Below are 23,005 nucleotides of genomic sequence, written 5' to 3'. Positions count from 1 at the left end.
GCTGCAATATGACGGGCCATACTAGCTTAAATTGACCTAAATAGCAGCCTTGTGATGATGACTTTGTTACGCTGGGCATAGACCTATGACAGACGCGCAAGGAGACATTTATGCCCCAGGTTTTAATCACCGGTGCCAATCGCGGCATTGGCTTAGCCCTAGTACAAGAGTATTGTCAGCAGCAGTGGCAAATAATCGCAACCTGCCGCCATCCAGAACAGGCGCAGGCCTTACAACAACTGGCGCAAGCGCACAGTAACATCAGCATTGAGGCGTTAGATATCGGCGATAATGAGCAAATCGCGGCGCTTGCAGAGCACTACCGTGACCTTGCTATTGATGTGCTGATCAGTAACGCCGGCATCTATGGCCCTAAAGGCTACAGCCTAGCTAATCTCGACTTTGCTGCTTGGCAACAGGTCATGGACATTAATGTGTTAGCACCGGCTAAACTTGCGCAAGCCTTTTTCCCGCATTTAGTGCGCGCCGACAGCGGCGTGTTTGCTGCGTTGTCATCAAAAGTCGGGAGTCACACCGAGAACACTAAAGGCGGTGGCTATATTTACCGCAGCTCTAAAGCCGCGTTGAACTCAGTGGTGAAAAGCCTGAGTAACGACTGGCGTGAACACGGCATTAAAACGGTGTCCTTACACCCGGGTTGGGTGCGTACACAAATGGGCGGACCCCATGCGCTTATTGATGCCAGTGAGTCGGCCCGTGGCCTAAAACAAGTCATCGACTCGTTGCAGATGTCGCAAAGCGGCGGTTTTTATAACTATCGCGCAGAGCAATTACCTTGGTAACCGGGCATTGGACCCAAAAAGTTGCTCAGTAACACTTAGGCATTAGAATACTTTTAAGACATTAACAGGAATCCATAACAATAAAGGAAAAATAATGAAAAAACGCTTTATTGCCAGTGTGTTGGGCTTAGCTTGTACGCTAAGTTTGAACACCCATGCGGCCTCTTCACAGGCTGCGGCACAATCGGGCTATCAAATGCCCTCGCCAGAGCTGGCGCAAGTCGTGGAAGCGAAACTTGCACCCCGGTCGATGTTATCTCCTGATGGCCAATATGTGGCCTTACTTGAACGTCGTCGAGTTGAAAGCTTGCAAGCATTGGCTAAACCGGAGCTCAAGCTCGCTGGGATTAAACTAAATCCAAAGAACTTCTCTCGCTCTCGCGTGCGTAATAAATACACGGCGTTAAGCTTTAAGGCAGTGGAAGGCAGCCAGAGCATCGAAGTCGACGGTTTAGGTGAGGGTATTATGCGCTCACCACAATGGTCCAGTGATAGTCGCTACCTTAGTTTTGTGTGGGAAACTCCAGATAGCGCCACATTGTGGTTTTATGATATTGAAAACCAGGCACTGCAGCAGCTTTCAGATTTAGCCCTGAACTCAGTGGTGGCAGCTAAACCCTATCAGTGGCTACCCGATGCCAGCGGGGTGATTCTCAACCATGCTATCAATGCCGATAAACAAGCCCCTGAAGATGATGCCAGCACCGTGGTGCCGGTGATCCAGCAAACCACAGGGGAAAAAGCGCCGGCCCGTACCTATCAAAACTTGCTCACCAGTCCTCATGACGAAGCATTATTCAAGTTTTACGGACAAGGGCAACTGTATCGCGTTAGCCTCGATGGCAAGGCGACAAAAGTAGGTAAACCCGCGTTATTTCGTCGCTTTAGTGTTTCACCCGATAGCACCAATCTCCTGATTGGCGCATTGAATGAGCCGTTTTCTTATCAGGTGCCGTATTATCGTTTCGCCGCGACTTGGTCTATCTGGGGCATGAGTGGCTATGAGCGTAAACAGTTGGCGCAACAGCCACTGGCGGATAATATTCCCCAAGGTTTTGACAGTGTGCGCACCGGCCCTCGTGACTTTGAATGGCGTGCTGATAAAGGGGCAACGGTGATCTGGGCTGAGGCTCAAGATGGCGGCGATATGAAAACCGATGTGCCGCACCATGATTACGTTTATAGCTTGAGTGCCCCCTTTAAGCGTAAACCTAAGCTGTTTACTAAAGTAGAGCGTCGTTTCGCTGGTATTACTTGGGGTAACGATACGGTGGCAACTCTCAGTGAATGGCGCTTTAGCGATCGCATGTTACGTACTTGGGTTATTCAACCTGACGATGCATCCAGCTCCCCGGTGCTCTTCTCAGAGCGTAGCTATAACGACGCCTACAAAGACCCCGGTAATCCGATTTACACCACCAACGATCTCGGCGCTCGAGTAATGAAAGTCATCGGCGACCGCTATGTGTTTTTACGCGGTAATGGCGCTTCAGAAAAGGGCAATATTCCGTTTTTAGACCGCTATGATGTAAAAACCAACAGCACCCAGCGGTTGTGGCAAAGTGAAGCGCCTTATTACGAGCGCGTGGTGGGGATGCTTGATGATGAAGGACGCCGTTTTATCACTGTGCGTGAGTCAAAAACCGAGCAGCCTAATTTATTTATTCGTGATTTAGACAATAATGCGTTAACTCAGCTGACCGAGTTCCCGCACCCGTACCCGGCATTTAAAGGGGTGCAAAAAGAGCAACTGCGTTATCAGCGCGATGACGGTGTTGAGCTCTCGGGTACTCTGTATCTACCTCCAGGTTATGACCCTTCACAGGGCAGCATTCCGGTGCTGATGTGGGCCTATCCACTCGAGTATAAAGATAAAGACGTGGCCTCTCAGGTGCGGGAGTCGCCCTATGAATTTACCTATATCGGCTATTGGGGCCCAATGCCATATCTCGCTAAAGGTATTGCCGTGTTTGATGACCCGAAAATGCCCATTGTCGGCGTGGATGGCAAAGAGCCTAACGACACCTTCCGTAAACAGTTAGTAGCCAGCGCCCAAGCAGCGGTGGATGTACTGGTAGAAAAAGGCGTCGCCGATAAAGACAACATCGCTATCGCCGGGCACTCTTATGGCGCCTTTATGGTGGCTAACTTGCTTGCCCATAGCGACTTGTTCAAAGCAGGAATTGCCCGCAGTGGCGCTTATAACCGCACCCTAACGCCATTCGGCTTCCAAGGTGAGGAGCGCAATTTCTGGGAAGGGCAAGACGTGTACGCCAACATGTCGCCATTTTTCCATGTCGATAAGATTAACGAACCGATGTTGATGATCCACGGCAAGGAAGATCCCAACAGCGGTACCTTCCCCATGCAAAGTGAACGTATGTATGCGGCGATGAAGGGCCTAGGTAAGGACGCACGTTTGGTAATGCTGCCTTACGAGGCCCATGGCTACCGTGCCCGTAAGAGCCTGCTTCATGTTTTATGGGAGCAGGAGCAGTGGCTTGATAAGTATCTGCTCAATACCCCTAGCGAATAACTGAAACCATGCTAAAAGCCCGAGTTTATCTCGGGTTTTTTATGCCTGTAAGCGTCAGTAAGACGGTGTGTTACTCGCTGGATATTTGCTTCGCTGGTCAGGGGCGCTGGTTGTGGTTGAGAAGCACACTATAAGTATGGTATGTATATTGTATACAATAATAAAAAGACATCATTATGGCCACTTCGCTGCAAGCTCAACAACCCGCAACCAAACACTGGCGCTTCGGTGCTCGATTCTATATTGCTAACTTAATGGAGGTATTTGAACGCCTTGCTTGGTATGGCTTTTTCGCTGTTTCATCGGTGTATATGACTACACCACAAAGTCATGGAGGGGTCGGTTTTAGCGATAGTCAACGCGGTGCTATTCAAGGCATTATTCCCTTCTTTTTGTATTTATTGCCGGTGTTAACAGGGGCCTTGGGCGATCGAGTGGGCTATCGCAAGATGTTTATTGTGTCATTTATGCTGATGGCGCCAGGGTATTACCTGTTAGGGGAGGCGCGTAGCTTTTGGCCGTTTTTTGCTGCGCTGTCGTTGGTGGCATTGGGGGCGGCGTGTTTTAAGCCTGTAGTGGTTGGCACCATTTCCCACAGCACCAATGATCATAACCGGGGCGTGGGCTTTGGCGTTTTTTATACCATGGTTAATATTGGCGGTTTTATAGGCCCTATGGTTGCTGGAGCGATGCGAGCGATTAGCTGGGATGCGGTTTTTCTTATGTCGGCAGCATGGATAGTACTGAACTTTATTCCAGTGTTGTTGTTTTATCGTGATCCGCCTGCTTTGCGTCAACAACACGCCTCACTAAGGATGATATTGAAGCAGGCGCAGCAGGTCCTGGGCAATGCCCGGTTTGCTCTGCTCATTGCCCTGAGTGTAATCGTGCTGATGAGCGCCGGTGTACAATGGCTCAGCTATGGCAGTGCATTTCTCTTGATTGCTCTGTGGGTGGGGGCCAATTTGCTCTGGGATAGGCTACCCGTTGCAACAATGAGCGCCAAGACTTGGTGGCGACAACCTATCCGTATTAGTAACCCGCGTTTTGCCTTGTACTTGTTGATTCTGACTGGGTTTTGGACCGTCTATAACCAGCTTTTTTATACCTTGCCTTTGTATATTCGCGACTACGTTGATACCGGCGATGTGCTGGCGCTACTGGCAGTATTTGGTGACTCGGCGGTGAACTTTTTTGCCCATGTCGACCAAGATGCCTTAGCAGAAGCCGTTAATGCATTGTTTTTGCAGCTGCAACAAGGCCCAAGCAACATCGATTTAGAGGCGTTACGGTTGCAGTGGGTGCATTACAAAGTCAATGTTCCCAACGCAGAGCTAGCAGAGCTGGTGGAGCGCTTGTCACTATTGGCTCAGCAACAAGCGCAGCTCAGTACGGTGCAACTTACGGCCATGGTCGATGCGCTTTCGGCGTATCGGCAAGTCAATCCGGAGTATCTTATTAATTTAGATTTTGCCGCCATCGTGTTGCTGCAAATCGCGGTAAGCGCACTGTGTCAGCGCTTTAAAACATTTTATGTATTAAGCGCAGGATTAGTGGTGATGGCTATGGCGTTTTGCTACCTCATAACGATGGATATGCATGCCAGTGGTTGGGCTGTGGTTTGCGTTATTTTGCTTATCGCCTTGGCAGAGATGCTCACTTCACCAAAAAGCCAAGAATACGTAGCCAGCATTGCCCCAAAGCAGCAAGCGGCGCTTTACATGGGTTACTACTTTGTTTCCATGGCTCTGGGCTTTTTGTTTGCCGGGTTTTTATCTGGGTGGAGTTACTCGCAGCTTACCTTAGTGCTCGGGCGTCCAGAACTAATGTGGGGGCTGTTCGCCGGGATAGCTGCGCTCACGGCAGTCGCACTTATTTGCTTTCATAGCTCGGCAAAGCAGCAATAACACAAGTAGCCTTATCACTGAGCTTAAAGGTTCAATCTATATTTATATACCCTGAAGTAGTGCCGCTCGCCTGTACAGGCTACAAAGGTCAGTGGTTATCGAAGGCAATGGTTGGAGCAGTGATCTGAGTCATTGTTTATCTATGAAAAGAGTGTTAATAATTGCTCAGGTTTCATTGGCAAATAATATAATAATGACAAGTTTGTCCCATGGTACATCGCAAGTTAGCGCCCAAGATGGAGTAATAGAGGCGCGCTTTATTGGCAGCTTTAACGCGCTCGGCGTACAAGAATATGCACGTAAAGTAAAAGCGCTTGTTGCGGGTTTTGACGGTGCGAAGTTCTCAATGTTAATTGATAACACGGAGTTCGAAGGAGGCACACCAGAAGCTTATCAAACCCTCGATAATTATAATGACTGGTTGAACTCACAAGCACTGATAGCCAAAGCCTTTGTCATTCAAAGCACCATGAATAGGCATATTTTGATGCAGCGCACGCCCGCATTAGCGACCCAAAAAGTGGCCTTTTTTACCGATATTAATGAGGCGAGAGCCTGGCTGAAAAAGCAAGACGATAACGTTTAGCTTGGCAGGTTATTCGACTCCGACCACTGCCTGAGTTCTTCAAGTATACTCAAGGCTGACTTGCCAAACTCGCTAAGCTCATAAGTTACTGCCACAGGACGCGTGCTGATCACTTTGCGTATAACCATGTTGTTGGCTTCTAACTCTTTAAGGCGCTGATCAATCATCTTTTTACTGGCTCCGCCTAGCATGCGTACTAAGTCATTAAAACGCACTGGCTCGTCTTTTAAGTGATAGATCACTGAACCCGTCCATTTTCCGCCGATAAGGCGCATCCCTTTTTCAATAGCGCAAGGCTCGGTGCACGCGTTCAATACTTTTTTTCTGCCCTTACTATCTGTTTTTACAGAACTTTGCATGATAGAACCTCGTCTTTTTATTAGGTTACTAAAAGTATACTAATTGTTTTTGGTTTCTAGGTCACTATTATAAACCACGTGGTTTTAAAGTTAAACATTCACCTAGGAGCCTTGCATATGAGTAACGTACTGATCATTAATGCACACCATCACTACCCGTTTTCGCCGGGAAATCTCAACCAAAGCTTTGTTGATAAAGCACAAACACTATTAGCAAACAAAGGTTACAACATCCAAATAAGCAAACCCTCAGAGGGGTTTGATGTGGAAGCTGCGTTGGCACAGCACCAATGGGCCGATATCGTGTTAGTGCAAATGCCCTTGAATTGGATGGGGGTCCCCTGGTCATTCAAAAAGTATATGGATGAAGTGTATACCGCTGGTATGGGCGGAGCACTGTGTCATGGCGATGGACGCAGCGCCGATGCACCGCAAAAAAACTACGGCCGTGGCGGTACCTTAGGCGGTACTCGTTATATGTTGTCGGTGACGGCCAATGCGCCGCTACAAGCCTTTAATGACCCTGAAGAGTTTTTTGACGGTCATAGCATCGACGATTTATTAATGCCCATGCATATGAACTTTAAGTTCTTTGATATGACGCCAATGCCGACATTTAGCGCTTTTGACGTGATGAAAAATGCTCAGCCTGAGGCCGATTTTGCGCGCTTTCAAGATCACCTAGAAACACATTTTTAAGGAGCTCGCCATGAACGACTATACGCAAAAGTTACACGCTGGCAGCGAGTTTCCAGTTATTAAAGTGCCGACGTTGGCGGGCGCTGAAGTGCAATTAGGGCATACCCGTTCACCTTATGACTGGCAGTTGGTGGTGGTTTATCGGGGTCGACATTGTCCCATGTGTAGCAAGTATCTTACCCAGTTATCGGCCGTGACTGAGCAACTACATAGTCTGGGGGTTGATGTTATTGCGGTCTCTGCTGATAGCAAAGAACAACTTGAAAGACACCTTGAGGAGTTGACTGTGACTTTCCCCATTGCCTATAACTTAAGCCTTGCTCAGATGCGGGCTTTGGGGTTGTATGTCTCGGATCCTCGCTCGCCAGAGGAAACAGATCACCCCTTTGCCGAGCCCGGACTCTTTGTGGTCAACGCTCAGCAGCGCTTGCACGTGGTGGATATTTCTAACAACCCCTTTGTACGCCCCGAGCTCAATACCTTGGTTAGTGGCCTCAAATGGATACGTGATGTTAACAATAACTACCCCATTCGGGGCATGCGTAAAGAGGTGGGCTAAATGAATACTCAGTTAGTTATTGCCATGATGACGCTGTTGGCAAGCCTGCAAGGAGTAGCTAAGGCGGCGATACCAGCGCATAACGCTGCGCCAGCGCAGTATCAAGTGCTGTTTGAGAATGACCAAGTATTGACCTTGAAAATGACGCTGGCCGCCAATGAACGAGATAAGTGGCACAGCCATCACAGTGAAACGGTTTATTTTCAGCGTGGCGGAACTCTTGCTATTGAAACCGAGCATGGTGTGCAAGAGGTCACTGTAGCCGATGGTGAGGTCATGTGGCATCCGTCTTGGCGCCATCGCGTCACAAACCTCAGTGCCCACCCTGTGGTGGCGATTATTGTCGAACAAAAGCCACAATGACTGAGGGGGTTATGGTCGCAGCTGATATCAATTTGACATCGGCTGCGACCTCTTTGTTATAGCCCAAATGGGTTATCAATGCTGTGTGCTGGCTCAGTAAACCACTTTGGCCCTTCAGCCGTGGTGTAAAAATGATCTTCCAAGCGGATACCAAATTCGCCGGGAACCACCAGCATTGGCTCATTAGAAAAACACATATGTTCTGCTAACACCTGAGGGTTGTCTTTGACTAAATAAGGCCATTCATGGATATCCAGGCCAATGCCGTGCCCTGTGCGGTGGGGGCAACCAGGTAATTGGTAGTCTGGCCCCAGGCTTTGGGCGCTGAGATAATCGCGCGCGGCTTTATCTACATCGCCACAGGTGTTGCCTACTTGGGCGGCAGCAAACGCTTTTAACTGGGCGTTTTTCTCATACTGCCAAAACTGTTGTTGTCGAGCGCTTGCTTCACCAAACACATAGGTGCGAGTGATATCGCTGAGATAACCGTGTAATTGGCAACCGGTATCAATTAGCACCATATCCCCTTGTTTCAGTGTTTGTGGGTCTTTCACTCCGTGGGGGAAGCTGGTGGCTTGGCCAAAGAGCACTATGCAAAAGTAGTTGCCGCTGGCACCGACTTTTTTATGCGCTGCATTAATAAATGCCTCGACCTCAGTTGTGGTGATCCCCTCATGTAACATCGACGCCGTGGCTTTGTGCACTTCTAAGGTCATGTCCATTGCCCGCTGAATAAGGGCAAGCTCGTGAGTGGATTTGTGCATGCGACAATGGGCTGTGACTTCGCCAGCATTGACCAGCGTTAATTGTGGCGCCGCTTTAGTGATACCGTCGGCGATGAAAAATTGCGCGCTTTCGTCAATGCCCAGCACCGCATCGTCGCCACAACCCATGCCTTTTAGCACCTCGGCAATCAATGCATAAGGGTTTTGCTCTTCTTGCCAACCATGAATATCGGCATCAATCACCTGGTAATCTCGCAACGAGCCTATTTCGAAAAAAGGCGCCACGAAGGCCAGCTCGCCTTGGGCAGGCAGTAACGCGCCCACCAAGCGCTCACTGGCATACCACTTTAGTCCCGTGAAATAGGTCATGTTGGTACCAGCATTTAAATAAAGGGCATCAATGCCATTTTCCTGCATAAAAGCCTGGGCTTTGGCGATGCGTTGGCGATATTCGTGTTCTTCAATGGCGCTGATATCGCCGGTCATATCGCTCAGTTGTGCTAAGGCTTGTTGTTGGTTTTGATAGCCAATGCCTTTCATAACGCTTTGCTCCTGTTACCTTGAAACCGCGCGATGCTCAAGGCATCGATATTCATCGCGGTGGGTTGTTGATTTATGAGTGCAGCAATCAACTCACTGGTGATGGCTGCTTGGGTTAACCCCAAATGTTGATGGCCCAGCGCCAGCAATAGACTTGGATGCCTGGGAGCTGCGCCAATGACCGGTAATGAATCTGGCAAAGAGGGTCGCGCCCCTTGCCAACAGGCCTGCTCGTCAAACTCAGTGCCTAGTTGCGGCAGCAACTCCCGCGCATGAGCCAATAGAGCGTGAGCGCGCGTCATATTTGCAGGCGCTTGCAAACCGGCAAACTCAACCGTACCGGCCAGTCGCAGGCCTGCACTCATGGGCGTCATAATAAACTGTCGCTCAAAGCTGGCCACCGGGCGTTTGAGCCCGAGGTGTTCGGATAACTGATAATGATAGCCGCGCTCCGCCTCTAGCGGCAGGGCATAGCCTAATTGCTGACACAGTACTTTACTCCATGCGCCGGTACAAACAACCGCTTTGCGATAAAGCTCGCGGCTGGTTGCGGTACTCACCCGACAATGTGAATGCGCACAGGTCAAGGAAGTGACTTTCTCGGCGCGGTAGTGCCCGCCTAAAGCACAAAACTGGCTGAATAAGTATTGGCTTAATGCGCCAGGGTCGGTGCTGTGACCCACGGCTTCAAAATAAAGCGCGCCGTCGATATGGGCAGTTAAAGCAGGCTCTAGCTCTTTTACCTGAGCGCGCTTGAGTATCGAAACCTCCACGCCTTGGTGCGAGTACTGCGCAGCCACGGCTTTAATTTTATTTGTTGTCGTGCTCTCGAAGGTTAACAGCGAACCCTGGTGTTGTACGTACTGGTGGTAATCATTTGCGAGTAAGCGCTGCCACGCGCCGAGGGCATGGCTGTTTAACGTGCTCAAGACTTCAGTGTGGCGACGATAACGATGCGGCATCATATTGGCCCCAAAGCGAGCAAGCCATGGTAGTAGCTGGGGTAGGTATGTGGGCGCAATACGCAGGGCAGAGCGCTGGCTGAGCAGCATTTTCGGCAGCTTAGGGAGTAATGAAGAGCAGGCCATGGGGAACACTTGTTCGGTGGCAAAGTGGCCGGCATTGCCAAAAGAGCATTGGCTACCCGGCGGCTCAGGGTCATACAAGGTGACTTGATAGCCTTGGCGCTGCAATTGATACGCACAGCTCAAGCCAATAACGCCGGCACCGAGCACCGCAACGCGGTTGTTAGCAGCATGATGTTGAGCCTGACTTTGCATTCCTCGTTTTCACCTCTTAGATATTTCTTTTTATAAAATTAAACTGCTTATAACTCATGCTATTACGTTTATGAGTGCGCTCATTTAGCTGGCTTACACAGGTTTTGTTAATTTTGTATGTTGAATATTGTATACAATATATCTATGATGGCAAGCATAACGACAACAGAGGAACTAATATGAACGTAAATTGGCAGGGTGTTTATCCGGCAGTCACCACGCAATTCCATGATGACGACAGCATCAACTTTAAAGCCACCGCAGCGATGATTGATAACCTTATTAACGAGGGAGTGCATGGCATTATTGTGCTTGGCACCGTCGGTGAGAACTGCTCGCTGCGCAGTGAAGAAAAGCGCCAAGTGTTGGCAATGGCAAAAGAGGTGGTTGGTACACGTGTGCCGCTATTAACCGGGGTGGCTGAAACAACCACGCAATTTGCTATTGAATTTGTCGCCGATGCGCAAGCTGCAGGAGTGGATGGCTTAATGGTATTGCCGGGCATGGTGTACCGCAGCACTGAGCGCGAGGCCATTGATCACTATCAGCGTATTGCTAGGTCGACCCAGTTACCTATTATGATTTACAACAACCCGGTGACCTATGGCGTCGATGTGTCTATTGCCGGCATGCACACCTTAGCGCTTGAGCAAAACATCGTTTCGGTGAAAGAGGCGACCGAAGATACACGCCGTATCACCGAGCTACTTAGTGCGTTTGGTGAGCGTTTTGTGGTGTTTGGTGGTGTTGATGACATTGCTCTTGAGTCCTTAATGCTCGGCGCCACGGGGTGGATATCGGGGCTTACCAATGTCTTTCCTCGTGAGTCTGTGGCCATTTACCAATTGGCTCGACAGGGGCGTTATGAGGAGGCGCGGGAGCTTTGGCAATGGTTCTTGCCACTGCTGCGTTTAGACACCATCCCCACCTTAGTGCAATGCATTAAATACGCTGAGCAACTGGCTGGACGAGGCAGTGAGCGCACGCGCGCACCGCGCCTGCCGCTAACCACAGAGCAAAAAGCTGAAGTGGAGCGCCTCTATAACACGGCCATTGCCAATCGTATCGACTTAAGCAAGTACAACCTGGACTAGCCTATGAACCGGGGGACCTTTTTCTGTATTGACGGCCATACCTGTGGTAACCCGGTGCGCTTGGTAACAAGCGCCCACCCACCGCTGCGCGGCCAGAGTATGAGTGCGAAACGACAACACTTCTTGCAGCATTACGACTGGATACGCCAAGCGTTGATGTTCGAGCCGCGCGGGCATGACATGATGTCAGGGGCTTTTTTGTATCCGCCGACCACAACAGATGGCGATGCAGGGATTTTATTTATTGAAACTTCGGGCTGTTTGCCTATGTGCGGCCACGGCACCATAGGCGCCCTGACATTTGCATTGGAAAATGGCCTGCTGACACCGCAAGACCCACATCGGGTGCGCTTAGATACGCCGGCCGGGCGCGTAGATGCCCATGTGCGTCGTAGTGGCGATAAGGTCGAAGCAATCAAGCTTTATAACGTGCCTGCCTTTTTGGCCTTTGAGCAACTTACTATTGTGGTGCCTGAGCTGGGGGCGCTAAGCGTGGATATTAGCTTTGGCGGCAACTTTTACATCATTGTTGAGCCGCAAGCTAATTTTGCTGGCATAGAGCATTGCAATGCTTCGTTCTTACTGCGCTACAGCCCGTTGATCCGCGATATTGTCAACGCCCAAGTCGATTGCATCCACCCGCAAGACCCCACCATGCGCGGGGCCTCTCACGTGCTGTGGACCGGACAGCCCAAACAGGCCAGCTCCGATGCCGCCAATGCAGTGTTTTATGGCGACAAGGCCATCGATCGTTCGCCCTGTGGCACTGGGACCAGCGCGCGCATGGCACAGTTATATGCGCAGGGGCGCTTGCCTATCGGGCAAGCCTTTGTTCATGAAAGCTACATCGGCAGCCAGTTTATTGGCTGCATTGAGGCGGTGACCGAAATCGCAGGGCGCACCGCCATTGTTCCTAGTATCGAGGGCTGGGCCCGCGTCACCGGTCACAACTGCATTGTGGTTGATGACGACGACCCCTACGCCTTCGGCTTTCAAGTGTTATAAGGAGACCAAGATGGAGAACTTCACAGCAAGCCTGAGTGGCCTTAGCTTTATCGCTGGCCAGTGGCAAAGTGAGCAACAGCAGGTATTTCATGCCTTTTGCCCGGCGCGCAATGAGGACATGGCCACACCCTTTTACAATGCCTCTTTGCAGGATGTAGAGAGTGCCTGCGCGAGCGCTGAGCGCGCTTTTATTGCCTATCGTGGCACCTCGTATCAGCAGCGCAGTGAGTTTTTGCACGCTATTGCCGATGAAATTGAAGCGCTCGGCGATGAGTTACTCAATACCACTCATCTAGAAACCAATTTGCCCTTGGCTCGGTTACAAGGTGAGCGTGGGCGGACGATGAATCAACTACGCGCATTTGCTGATGCCTTAGCTGACAATTTGGCGCCTTTGCACTTGCACTATCACGATGCTGGCGAGCCAAATCGTACCCCGTTGCCTAAGCCTGACATCACCTTGCGTTTTTTACCCCTGGGGCCAGTGGCGGTTTTTGGCGCCTCTAACTTTCCTTATGCATTTTCAACTCTCGGGGGAGACACCGCAGCGGCGTTAGCCGCCGGCTGCCCGGTGATAGTCAAAAGTCACCCCGCACACCCGGGAACCAGCGAGTTGATGACCCGAGCCATTGCTAAAGCAATAAGTCGCTGTCAGATGCCTGAGGGAACCTTTGCCATGTTACAGGGTAGCGACCATAGTATTGCTCACCAACTCGTCAGTGCTAAGCAAATTAAGGCGGTGGGTTTCACTGGCTCTTTAACCGTGGCCAAGGCGTTAATGAGTACCATACATAGCCGTGAAGAAGTGATCCCTTTCTATGGTGAGCTTGGCGCTATCAATCCACAGGTTATTTTACCCGAGGCGCTGGCAAGTGCGCGTACTTTAGGGCAACAGCTGTGTGCTTCATTGCTGATGGGCCATGGCCAGTTCTGTACCAGCCCAGGATTATGGTTAGTGCCAACACACGGCAGCGATGAGCTTATCGCGGCAGTGCGCGAGCATATAGGTGATGCGCCATCGGATACCCTGCTTAGCCCGAGTATTGTTGACGCCTATGAGCGTGATACCAAAGCGTTAGCCCAATGCAACGGTGTACAATTGTTGGCACAAGGGCATAAAAGTGCGCCATTCCACGCGCAAGCGCAGGTGTTTACTTGCAGCGCTGAGGGTTTTATCAATACGCCGATGCTGCATCAAGAGGTGTTTGGCCCTACAGCCCTTATTGTTCGTTACGATGATGAGCAGCAGCTTATGCACCTTATTGATGCCTTAGAAGGGCAGCTAACCGCTTCAATTTTTGGTGAACAAGCCCAGTATCAGCCGCTTATTGAACGTTTAAGCTATAAAGTAGGTCGGTTGATTTATGGGCAAATGCCTACCGGTGTAGAGGTGTGCCAATCAATGAATCATGGTGGCCCATACCCGGCTGCCACCGATGTGCGTTCGACCTCGGTTGGGTTAGAGGCGATGCGGCGGTTCTTGCGGCCACTGTGTGTGCAGCGCTGAGCCGATAACGTTTTCGTTTTAAGTGTCCCCCAATGCGGCCAACACTCCCTCTGTTGTCCGCATTTTTCTAATTGTAAAACAGGTACATAGATAGCACTCGCAAGATAAATACAGGGTGGTATACTGTATTCCATGGACCACCTACCAACACTCTTATATGGCAATTGAGCATAAAACCCGTACCCAACTAGTTGCTGAAGCAATTCGCGAAAAAATCTTACTTGGCGAGCTAAAATCAGGTGCGCCACTGCGCCAAGCGGCGTTGGCACAAGAGCTCAATGTTAGCCGTATTCCCGTGCGAGAGGCTCTACTGCAGCTTGAATCTGAAGGGTTAGTGAACTTTGAGGCCCACAAAGGAGCAACGGTAACCGAGGTGAGTGCATCTCAGGTGGATGAAATTTTTGACTTACGGGCACTGTTAGAAGCCGAGCTACTGCGTCATTCTCTAACTAAGCTCACCGATGCTGATTTCAGCGAAGCCGAGGTGCTATTGCAAGATTTAGAAGCGGCGATGGCAGCAGGGGATACGCAAGCCGCAACTGGGCACCTTAACAGCGCATTTCACGCCAAATTATATAGCCGTGCGCAGCGCCCGCAAACCCGTGAATTAGTTGAGCAATTTAGCAAAAATTCAGAGCGTTACGTGCGCATGCATATTCTTCTTGCCGGGGGGTTAGATACTGCACCGGAGGAGCATCGTGAGTTACTTAAACTGTGCCGCGCGCAACGCGTAGACGATGCCTGTGCGTTTTTATATCGCCACATCAGCGGCGCTAAAGACGATATTAAAGAGCTGTTATTAACCATGGAAGCACAGGATTAACAAGCCATCTGCTCAAGGAAGAAACAATGAAACGATTCACTCACTGCTTGCTGGGCTTGCTACTTATTTGCACCAGCGCTCAACTTTATGCCGGTTCGCGCGACTACCCCACAGTGAAAATTGGTGCATATGACGTTGAATATGAAATCGCAGGGAGCGGCGATGTTACCTTGCTACTTGAAGCTGGCGGCTCTGCCGGGTTGGATGATTGGCAACCTATCTTTTACGCGTTAGCCGAGCATGCCCGCGTGATCCGCTACTCTCGCGTCGGTAATGGCGGCTCCAGTGCGGTAAAAAAACACTATAGCTCAGAGCAGTATGCTCAAGAAGCGCTGGCTCTGCTGCAAGCATTAGCTATTACTGAGCCGGTGGTTTATATCGCGCACTCCTATGGTGCGTACATCGCGCGCACCTTCGCTGCGCGTTACCCCGATAAAATAGCGGCACTGATGCTTATTGATCCGGCCTCCGAGCATGACGTTGATATTATGCGACAAATTGACTTGGCCACCGCTGAGCGGCAAATCGCGCAAGTTAAGCGCGATGATATGAAAAATGGCATGTCTAATCAGTATTTAGATTTTTGGTCCAAGCGGCCATTGCCAGACTACCCAGACATACCCGATATTCCAGTAACCGTTATTGCCTCGGTGAAAACCTATGAAGAGCCTTCACTGCTTTTATTTACTGATCAAGGCCGAGCTATGTGGGGCGACTTGCATAGCCAGTGGGCTCAAGCCTTCCCACAAGGAGAGGCGATACTGACCGATAAAAGTTACCACTTTATACACCATGAGCAGCCGCAGTGGGTAGTGGAGCATATACAAACTCTGATAAAGCGGGTACGGACAAAATAATAATGACACACTAAGGAAAGTGATAATGAAAGACAATAAAACCGCCGCACTGAGAATACCGGCATTTTTTATTGATGCAGCGTTCGTAGTAGCAGCCCTTGTTGGCCTGCTCGAGCTCTTGTTGTTTACCAACACTATAAAAGAGCCGCCAGCTGTCGAGCTGGTGATGTTTGTTTGTGTACCAGTTGGCTTTTTTGTCTATTGGGCGCTCAACATTAACCTTGGCAAGCGCATATTTAAGCTGGTTATTGTTGACGAGCTTAGCGAAGAAAAGGCGTCAATATGGCAGTTGTTTTTGAGGTCGATACTCTTTTGTATGTTAGTTTCGTTTAATATAGTGCTACTACTGCCCCTGTTTATTTCAAAAAAGAACCAAGGCTTGCATGATATGTTAGCGAAAACACGAGTTATTAAACGTACTGGCGAACATAATTAGTAATAGGGGCAGTCATGTCAAAATACACAGCTAAGGTGATATGGTCTCTCCCTCAGGGTGAGAGCTTTTTAGATAACACGTATAGCCGAGGCCATCGTTGGCAATTTGATGGCGGAATTGAGGTTATGGCCTCGTCGTCACCGCAAGTGGTGCCCATACCCTACTCGGTCAGTGAATACGTGGACCCCGAAGAGGCCTTCGTTGCTTCGGTATCCAGCTGCCATATGCTGTGGTTTTTAGCTTTAGCGAGCAAAGCAGGGTTGGAGATCAGTGCTTATCATGATCATGCCCAAGGCGTGATGGCAAAAAACCAAGCTGGTAAATTGGCAATGACGGAAATAACCCTGTTTCCAGAGGTTAAATTTGCCGACCACACGACTCCCTCACAGCAGCAGCTAGATGCCCTACATGAAAAGGCCCATAGCCAATGTTTTATTGCCAATTCCATTCTTACAGAGGTGCGGGTTGTGGGCACGCTAACCTAGTGAGCTGTGATGAGCGAAAGAGCGAATACCGAAGTTGCTGAGCACGCCCACTCATCGGTCACAGAACTATGGCTGCGCTACCTGGATACGCTTGTGGGTGAGCCGCGAGCGCAGGCTCGGCTGCAAGGTGTTTGGCATTTCTGCGATAATGAACACGACGCCAATGCCTGCGCGCGGTGGGTATTACAAGGAAGAAAACAAGCCACAGCTCCGAGTTTGTGGGAGTTAGAAGCTGCCGCAGAGCCGCTACCACAAGTTGGAGATATTCATATTGTCACCAATTGGCAGGGGCACGCACAGTGCGTGATCCGCATATGTGCGGTGGAGGTGCTTAGCTTTTCCGCCGTAACTGAGGCTCACGCTGCTTTAGAAGGCGAAGGCGATGGATCATTGGCGTATTGGCGCCGCGAACACCAAGACTACTACCAGCGGGTATTCGCAGGCAGTGAGAAGGTGTTTACTCCCTCTATGCCCATCGTCTTTACGAGCTTTGAGGTGCTATTAAAAAGCTAGCGTTTCACTTACCGATGTGTGCTCTGCGTCGTCGCACTACAGATGCTGGGCTACATAGCGCGGCACATCGAAAGGGGCACCATCTAGGCTAAAGTGATTATCTAAGGCGTAGGCCATTTTTTCTAATGGCGCATCCATATACCCGACACTTTGAATTTCCTGCATATAGCGAGCAATAAATTGCGCCATACCAAGGTGCTGCCATTGGGCAACATGCACTAACTCGTGAAAATGAACACGGAGGTTTTTTGCCACATGAGGCTGCAAGTAATAGGTGTTGTTATAAGTGATACCAGCGGCATCCATATCGATAAAAGTGCCAAGCCCAAGTTGGCGAAGCTCTGGGAAGTCGGGCTTAGGAAGGGTATCGACGACAACAAAATAGGCATTATGTAGAAAGGCCGTAGGATAAAAATCAGCAAAGTTATCCATTAACTGATAACAACTCTGCCTCTGCGGTGTAAACTCATTGTTGGTATGCTCTATCCATTGGGTTATCTGTTCTAACATTGATACCTTCCTTGTAATTGGGGGCAGTGGCAGCCTAATGGCTGGGTCCCGTTCGCGCAACACATGTCTTTTTCATAGTTTCCAATATATTAATGTATAGGGCAAGCAATGCTTAAAATCATCGATAAATATGAATATTGGTAAGGTTTAAGATGGATTTGGTTGTTAAGGGCGGTTATTTTAAATTTAGTTTAATGCATATTTAAAGGTGCTTTTTTAAGTGGAGGTGGTGTGAGATTTTTATTGTTAATTATTCCTTTTTCGTTTTCATTGTGTGCTGAAGAGTCAGGCGTTATCCCAAAAAGTATTAACTTTGTTTCAACTCATTGGGTGCAAGGAAAGGGAACTTTTAGGGTAATTAGTTTTAACTCAGAGTACGAACCCTGTTTTATCATTGAAAACTATGAAGGCGGCCTCCACGCTGGTTTAACAAGTAGCAATAAGGTGTGTTCAGTTAGGGTACCAAGCAACGAGGTTGTAAATATCAATCACGATAGATCAGGGGGGAGTTGGTTTGAAGATTTTGAATGGGTAGATAATGGGCTCTCCTTTGCGTTCGACTCCGCAAAGGGAAAGTTTAATTGTATTGCTGGGCTACCTATCTCCGTTGGTGATTTACCCCAGTGTATGGAAAAATAGAATAGTTAAATGGATTTATAGACTTTCGCTCATTGTTACCGAAAGCGGATTAAAATTTTAATTACTCTTATGCCTGTCCAATTATCTACTTACCAAATCAAGAATCGCAATAAGCTAGGGCTTAATTACTTTAAAGAACCAATATAACTCCCTACTGCCATGAGCAAAAGCCTTGCCGCAATGCTGATTAAAGCTTGTAACCACGCTTATTTTAGGCCAAAGCGTGATTCTCAGTGCTGAAACCTAAGCGCGTGATTACACCGAGGATTTTGTTACAACCTAAGCTTGCATTGAACCGCCTTCCTTATAGACTAGGGAGCAATAAAAAGAACAATTCGAGCCATCAATGGAATGTATTTTCTTTGGCGAGTATCGGTTTGATACCAGCACCCATGAATTAAAGAACCAAGAATATTCCGTTTCCTTAGACCCAAGAATGGTTGCGCTGTTGCGGTTTTTTCTTGCCAACCCAAATAGAATTATTAGCCGAGACGAATTGCAACAAGCCATCTGGCAAGGGGTGATAGTCACCGACAACGCTATTAATAAGCTTGTTGCCAGCTTGCGAAAAACATTGGCCGATGATCCTAAATCGCCGCGTTATATTCAAACTGTGCCAAAGCAGGGCTACCGCTTTATTGCCACTGTACGCACTCAAGATAGTCTCAACACAAACGGGCATGTGGATGAAATTAACACCAACACCCAGCCCAAAAGCCGCAACCTTGCCGTTAAAGCAGCGTTGCCCGTACTAATTTGTGCGGTGGTTGTATTGTTGTTACTTTGGCAAAATGGCGAGAACGGCGGCCTAAATTACGGTGAAAATACCGTACTAACCCGCGTTGACGGGGCTAAAAGAAGCCTAGTGGTGGCGCCAAAAGGGAACACTGTAACCTTTATCAATAATACCTATGCCAATGGTAATGAGTTATGGCACAAGCGCTTGGACAACAACAATGACGATGTTGGTGCGGTTATTGATAGTAAAGATTATTACTTTGACTCCCTTATTGCTCAAACCGCCAACGCACTGATCGTTAAAGGCTACTACCAAGACCAATGCGGCTGGTTCAAGGTGCCGTTTAGTCTTGAAAGTGCAGCGCTGACTGCACCAAGTGCACAAGTACTTGATTGCGAGAGCTTAATATCGCACCGATACACTTTTGATACACAAACCGAGTCGGTTTGGCTGCTTGGTCATGCTCGCAACCATGAACATAGAAATAGGCTCTATCGAATCAATCTTAACCAAGGCCTTGAGCCGGTGGCAGTTGAGTTGCCCGAGCAATGGCAGTTAGTTGATCTTGATTTAAAGCCCGGAGCCAAAAATTTGTTATTGGTTGCCAATAATAGTGAAGGGCAAAGTCGACTTTACCAGGTTGACCTTGCTACTGGGGCGGCAGAGCCTTTGATTGATGTTGCGCAGCAGTTGAATCAAGCTATTTGGGGCCATGCGCAGCATCAGCTTATTTATGTTTCCGCATCAAAACCCGCACAACTACAAATGCTGAATATTCAAAGCGGTGAGTCTCAGGTAATCGCCAGTTTAGGCGATAGACTATGTTGCGCGCTGGCGCGCCACCCCAATGAGAAAGATTACATCTACTCAACCTACGATAAAAACATAGATATTCGCTGGCAAAACCCTGGATTTAAGCTGGACAACAGTAATGGCAATGAGCGATTGCCGGCATTCGCTCATACTCAACCCGGTATTTACTTTGTTTCCAATCGTGCTGGCAGCGACCATATTTATTTTCAGGCCCCAGGACAAAGAGCACAGCAAATAGTGCCTATGTCCGAGCATATGGTATTAAATGAGCTGGCGGTTTCACCAGACGATAGGCTGGCCGTAGTTAATCATGATAATCGTCAGCTCTGGCTGGTGGATATTGTAGAGCACGGTATAGCCAAACGAGCACACATAGATGGCTATGGCTTTGCACTGTCTTGGCTTAACCCGACGTTGTTTTCTTTAACGGTGAAGAATCAGCACCAGCGCCGAGTGAGGATCTACAACCGACAGATGCAGTTATTGGCTGAACTAGACGCTCCTTGGGTACGCATTCTCGTCGATAACAGCGAGCCACAATTTGCTTACCTCATAAATCAAAGCAATGAGTTGTATCGTTTTTCCTTTTCCGAGATTCTTGATGGCCGGCTGCCCGAGGCTGAGCCGATAGGAGAAGTGGCAAGCTATTCAAATGCCATTATTGATAACGGGGTGTTGTATTTAAATAACTATAAAGAGGCGCAGCTCTCCTCCTACAAGATAAATTCAGCCTCTTTGCAGCTGTTAACTCAGCAACCGCTTAATGCTTACTATGGCTTTGATGTTGAAAATGGGCAAATTGTCTATGGTGGTACGCGTGCGTTTAGCAGTGATCTGTATACAACACACGCGCAATAACAGGTTATGGCTTAAAAAGGGGGGAGCTGTTAGCTTCGTGGCGCTACCATCTGTAGGTGTAGGCCATTTTTATAGCAGTTTCGTCAAACACTTGCTCCCGTTGGTGCCAGCCCTGCTGCAAATCGTAGCCCCGGTTAAGGCTAAGCAAGTACACGGCGTCTGGCGACGGCTCATAACGCACTCGACTGAAAACTGAAAAACTGTCAGCTTGGGTGTTATGCTGCAGCAGGTTATTCCACGACCATTCAGTGTTAAAGGCGATATTCACGCGTAATTGAGTGTTGAAGAGCTTATCAGCGGCGGTGTCGGTATCGTAGTAATACATATCGCGGCTCAGTTCCAAATACAAATGTCTATTCGGGCGGTAATTAAGGGTGGTGCTGAGTCGTTCAAAGTCGGCATCGTAAAACATCCCTTTTGCGAGTCTGGCGGTGACGTAAAAAGGTTTACTGTTCGCTGTTCTAAAATAGAGCTCATTGTGGCTGTAGTTATACTCTCCGGCTGTGAAGGTCAATTTATCGGTAAAGTTAAATGGTCGCTCGAGTATTTTTTGATAGCGGTTGTGACTGAGGAAAAAGAAGTTATCACCTTTGGTTTCAACCTGAAGCGGCCTTATAAATATGCTTTGCCCTTGGCGATGCCCCTCAGTGTTCTCCCTTAGATAATAAAAACCAGTGAACTGATAATAATTAATATGCTGAGCTAACCAACCCGATTTCGGCCGTATCCGATAATGACTCACGCTCTCGTAGTAGCGTAAATCTCTGCGATTCACAAACCCCAAAGCAGGGTTAAAGTCTTTACCTATATATTGAAAGCGCCCGCGTAAATAAAAAGCGTCGTTTAGCAGCCTCAGCGAGGCACCATATGATGCTTTATCAGCATCGTTAGGCTGCACTTCATCTGCTAGCTCCGCTTGCTGGTAGAAGGCATGGGCGACTAGAGGATAGTCATTAAACAGCGTACTTTGGTAGCGGTAATCGGCACCTACTAGGGTTCTATCCCCCGAATCATCTGGGCTACCATGAGTTAAAATGGCGCCAAGCTGATGCGCAGGGGCAACTTGATGAGTTAATCGCGCCACACTTAGTTGCGTTTGTTGTGCTCGCGAAGTATCGCTATCTTGATTGACGCTTAATATCCCTAAACGAGTGTCGCCGATTTGCCCTGTGAGCTTGGTCCCCCAGTTGATATCCAGTAAGTTCGACTCTTTACCTTGTCCGATGCGCCGGGAGTAAAACGCCATGCCGTTCGCGTAGTTATCATCCATACCGCCAAAGCGAAAGATCTGACTATCCTGCAAGAAAAAATCGCGCTTTTCAGTAAAATACTGGCTAAAGCGCGTGGTATTAAGCGGCACTTCGTCCACTTCTGTGCCGGAAAAATCGGTGTTGAGGGTTAACATTCCCGAGAGACTTGGGGTCAGTTTATAGAGTAGGTCCAACGATGGCGCTAAGTTGCTCTCACTTTGGTTACGTTTATAGGCCAAGCTCGGCTTTGCTTCAATTCCAAGCCCTTGCTTTAAGCCCATTAAACCGCTAATTGGCGCCAACTGATTGGTATGCCAGGCATAATTGCTGGGGTTGTTGAGGTTCCAGTACACCTGAGTGTTCGGACTCGCAACCCTATGGCGAAGCTGTAGCCCCCAGTTTTCGGCATCTTTTTCAAATGAGATGGACTGCATGGGAATAGCAATTTCCACATACCAACTTTGTGCCTCAATGCTGGTTTTGGCATACCAAAGGGTCTTCCACTCGCCAATATAGCGGGTGCCATCGACTAGGCCGTCTTCTTTTACACCGGAGGGGGTGACATGAAAAAGATAGGCATCAGATTTATCGAAGTTGGTATCTAACACCAAACCGAAGTAATCTTCATGCCACATGTACTCACCTTGAGTGAGCACCCTGTCGGTGAGAGTTTGCTCAGGCTGGCTGATCTTCGCCGCTACGTAAAAGAACTCGCTATCGTAGCTGATATAAGCTTGTACCGGATAATCGGGGCGCTCGCCTATATTTGGGCGAAAAACGACAAAGTCCTCTATGCGTTTTGCATCTCGCCACTCACCTGGAGCGAATTTGCCATCGATTTTGGGTTTATTTTTTAAGTTGGGAATGGGCGTATCGGTTTGGGTGAATTGTTGCCACTTTGCCTGTACTGGCGTGCCTAGTAAGCAAATAAATAACATGAGTAACTTAACAAAGTAGCGTTGAATGGTTAGAGCATCTTTCATCTTTTCTTCTCGTTGTAAAACACCATTGGATGATGCGCGAATGAGCGCAAATAAAAGTGATAAAGACGAGAAATTGAGTGACAAAGTTGTGATTAAAGGTGATAAAGCAATGCCTAACAGGCTGAATATAAATAAT

The 23,005-nt window shown here is 48.8% G+C and carries 22 protein-coding genes; 17 read left to right on the top strand and 5 right to left on the bottom strand.

The window, feature by feature from the left end; translation table 11 throughout:
- Positions 1-110: 110 nt before the first annotated feature.
- The 4 genes from MHM89_RS06485 (at position 111) to MHM89_RS06470 (ending at position 5,832) form a co-directional block, all read left to right on the top strand.
- Positions 111-803, top strand: a complete 693-nt coding sequence (locus MHM89_RS06485; RefSeq protein WP_239408408.1) for an SDR family oxidoreductase — start codon at positions 111-113, stop codon at positions 801-803.
- A gap of 94 nt (positions 804-897) precedes the next feature.
- Positions 898-3,339: a prolyl oligopeptidase family serine peptidase gene (locus MHM89_RS06480; protein ID WP_239408407.1), complete on the top strand. Its 2,442-nt coding sequence runs from the start codon at positions 898-900 to the stop codon at positions 3,337-3,339.
- A 176-nt stretch (positions 3,340-3,515) separates the two neighbouring features.
- Positions 3,516-5,246 carry an MFS transporter gene (locus MHM89_RS06475; protein ID WP_239408406.1) on the top strand — a complete coding sequence of 577 codons (1,731 nt, stop codon included), beginning with the start codon at positions 3,516-3,518 and terminating at the stop codon, positions 5,244-5,246.
- Positions 5,247-5,439: 193 nt separating this feature from the next.
- Positions 5,440-5,832, top strand: coding sequence for an STAS/SEC14 domain-containing protein (locus MHM89_RS06470; RefSeq protein WP_239384789.1), 393 nt, complete (start codon positions 5,440-5,442; stop codon positions 5,830-5,832).
- Here the strand turns inward: MHM89_RS06470 and MHM89_RS06465 are convergent.
- A complete protein-coding gene (locus MHM89_RS06465; RefSeq protein WP_022945478.1) occupies positions 5,829-6,191 on the bottom strand; it encodes a helix-turn-helix domain-containing protein in 363 nt (120 codons plus the stop codon). The two genes, MHM89_RS06470 and MHM89_RS06465, sit on opposite strands and share 4 nt — an antisense overlap.
- Positions 6,192-6,308: 117 nt before the next feature.
- Between MHM89_RS06465 and MHM89_RS06460 the strand changes: the two genes are divergently transcribed.
- Genes MHM89_RS06460 through MHM89_RS06450 form a run of 3 tightly spaced genes read left to right on the top strand, consistent with a single transcriptional unit; the run spans position 6,309 to position 7,812 of the window.
- Positions 6,309-6,890, top strand: a complete 582-nt coding sequence (locus tag MHM89_RS06460) for an NAD(P)H-dependent oxidoreductase (RefSeq protein WP_239408405.1) — start codon at positions 6,309-6,311, stop codon at positions 6,888-6,890.
- A 10-nt stretch (positions 6,891-6,900) separates the two neighbouring features.
- Positions 6,901-7,449 carry a redoxin domain-containing protein gene (locus MHM89_RS06455; protein ID WP_239408404.1) on the top strand — a complete coding sequence of 183 codons (549 nt, stop codon included), beginning with the start codon at positions 6,901-6,903 and terminating at the stop codon, positions 7,447-7,449.
- A complete protein-coding gene (locus MHM89_RS06450; protein WP_138510519.1) occupies positions 7,450-7,812 on the top strand; it encodes a cupin domain-containing protein in 363 nt (120 codons plus the stop codon).
- A 56-nt stretch (positions 7,813-7,868) separates the two neighbouring features.
- On the opposite strand, the gene MHM89_RS06445 is transcribed toward MHM89_RS06450, so the two are convergent.
- Positions 7,869-9,077: a Xaa-Pro peptidase family protein gene (locus MHM89_RS06445; RefSeq protein ID WP_045978926.1), complete on the bottom strand. Its 1,209-nt coding sequence runs from the start codon at positions 9,075-9,077 to the stop codon at positions 7,869-7,871.
- Positions 9,074-10,357 carry an FAD-binding oxidoreductase gene (locus tag MHM89_RS06440; RefSeq protein ID WP_239408403.1) on the bottom strand — a complete coding sequence of 428 codons (1,284 nt, stop codon included), beginning with the start codon at positions 10,355-10,357 and terminating at the stop codon, positions 9,074-9,076. Before MHM89_RS06440 ends, MHM89_RS06445 begins: the two co-directional genes overlap by 4 nt.
- A 179-nt stretch (positions 10,358-10,536) precedes the next feature.
- Between MHM89_RS06440 and MHM89_RS06435 the strand changes: the two genes are divergently transcribed.
- From MHM89_RS06435 to MHM89_RS06400, 8 genes are all read left to right on the top strand, one after another.
- Entirely contained in the window at positions 10,537-11,451 is a 915-nt protein-coding gene (locus tag MHM89_RS06435; RefSeq protein ID WP_239408402.1) for a dihydrodipicolinate synthase family protein, read from the top strand.
- Between the two features lie 3 nt (positions 11,452-11,454).
- Positions 11,455-12,456, top strand: coding sequence for a 4-hydroxyproline epimerase (locus tag MHM89_RS06430; RefSeq protein ID WP_239408401.1), 1,002 nt, complete (start codon positions 11,455-11,457; stop codon positions 12,454-12,456).
- A 10-nt stretch (positions 12,457-12,466) separates the two neighbouring features.
- Entirely contained in the window at positions 12,467-13,963 is a 1,497-nt protein-coding gene (locus tag MHM89_RS06425) for an aldehyde dehydrogenase (NADP(+)) (protein ID WP_239408400.1), read from the top strand.
- A 157-nt stretch (positions 13,964-14,120) separates the two neighbouring features.
- On the top strand, positions 14,121-14,786 hold the full coding sequence (locus tag MHM89_RS06420) for a GntR family transcriptional regulator (protein ID WP_045978931.1): 666 nt from the start codon (positions 14,121-14,123) through the stop codon (positions 14,784-14,786).
- Between the two features lie 26 nt (positions 14,787-14,812).
- Positions 14,813-15,643, top strand: a complete 831-nt coding sequence (locus MHM89_RS06415) for an alpha/beta fold hydrolase (protein ID WP_239384783.1) — start codon at positions 14,813-14,815, stop codon at positions 15,641-15,643.
- Between the two features lie 25 nt (positions 15,644-15,668).
- Entirely contained in the window at positions 15,669-16,079 is a 411-nt protein-coding gene (locus tag MHM89_RS06410; protein ID WP_235418683.1) for an RDD family protein, read from the top strand.
- A 14-nt stretch (positions 16,080-16,093) separates the two neighbouring features.
- On the top strand, positions 16,094-16,564 hold the full coding sequence (locus MHM89_RS06405; RefSeq protein ID WP_151173985.1) for an OsmC family protein: 471 nt from the start codon (positions 16,094-16,096) through the stop codon (positions 16,562-16,564).
- Between the two features lie 9 nt (positions 16,565-16,573).
- Complete coding sequence (locus MHM89_RS06400) at positions 16,574-17,077, top strand: ASCH domain-containing protein (RefSeq protein ID WP_239408399.1); 504 nt, start codon at positions 16,574-16,576, stop codon at positions 17,075-17,077.
- Between the two features lie 36 nt (positions 17,078-17,113).
- On the opposite strand, the gene MHM89_RS06395 is transcribed toward MHM89_RS06400, so the two are convergent.
- Positions 17,114-17,587: a hypothetical protein gene (locus MHM89_RS06395; protein WP_022945803.1), complete on the bottom strand. Its 474-nt coding sequence runs from the start codon at positions 17,585-17,587 to the stop codon at positions 17,114-17,116.
- 231 nt (positions 17,588-17,818) lie between these two features.
- On the opposite strand from MHM89_RS06395, the gene MHM89_RS06390 reads away from it, so the two are divergent.
- Both MHM89_RS06390 and MHM89_RS06385 read left to right on the top strand, forming a co-directional pair.
- Positions 17,819-18,226 (top strand): hypothetical protein, encoded by a 408-nt coding sequence (locus MHM89_RS06390; RefSeq protein WP_239408398.1) that lies wholly within the window; start codon positions 17,819-17,821, stop codon positions 18,224-18,226.
- A 346-nt stretch (positions 18,227-18,572) separates the two neighbouring features.
- The gene (locus tag MHM89_RS06385) at positions 18,573-20,636 is read left to right on the top strand and encodes a winged helix-turn-helix domain-containing protein (protein WP_239408397.1); all 2,064 of its coding nucleotides are present in this window, start codon (positions 18,573-18,575) and stop codon (positions 20,634-20,636) included.
- 43 nt (positions 20,637-20,679) lie between these two features.
- On the opposite strand, the gene MHM89_RS06380 is transcribed toward MHM89_RS06385, so the two are convergent.
- The gene (locus MHM89_RS06380; RefSeq protein ID WP_239408396.1) at positions 20,680-22,869 is read right to left on the bottom strand and encodes a DUF5916 domain-containing protein; all 2,190 of its coding nucleotides are present in this window, start codon (positions 22,867-22,869) and stop codon (positions 20,680-20,682) included.
- Positions 22,870-23,005 lie beyond the last annotated feature (136 nt).

Origin of the sequence: Pseudoalteromonas sp. CNC9-20, from assembly GCF_022347875.1 — a bacterium.
In the GTDB taxonomy this organism is placed as follows: Bacteria; Pseudomonadota; Gammaproteobacteria; order Enterobacterales; family Alteromonadaceae; genus Pseudoalteromonas; species Pseudoalteromonas ruthenica.
Note: the sequence above shows the minus strand (reverse complement) of the source record. Positions and strands in the feature narration are given on the sequence as shown.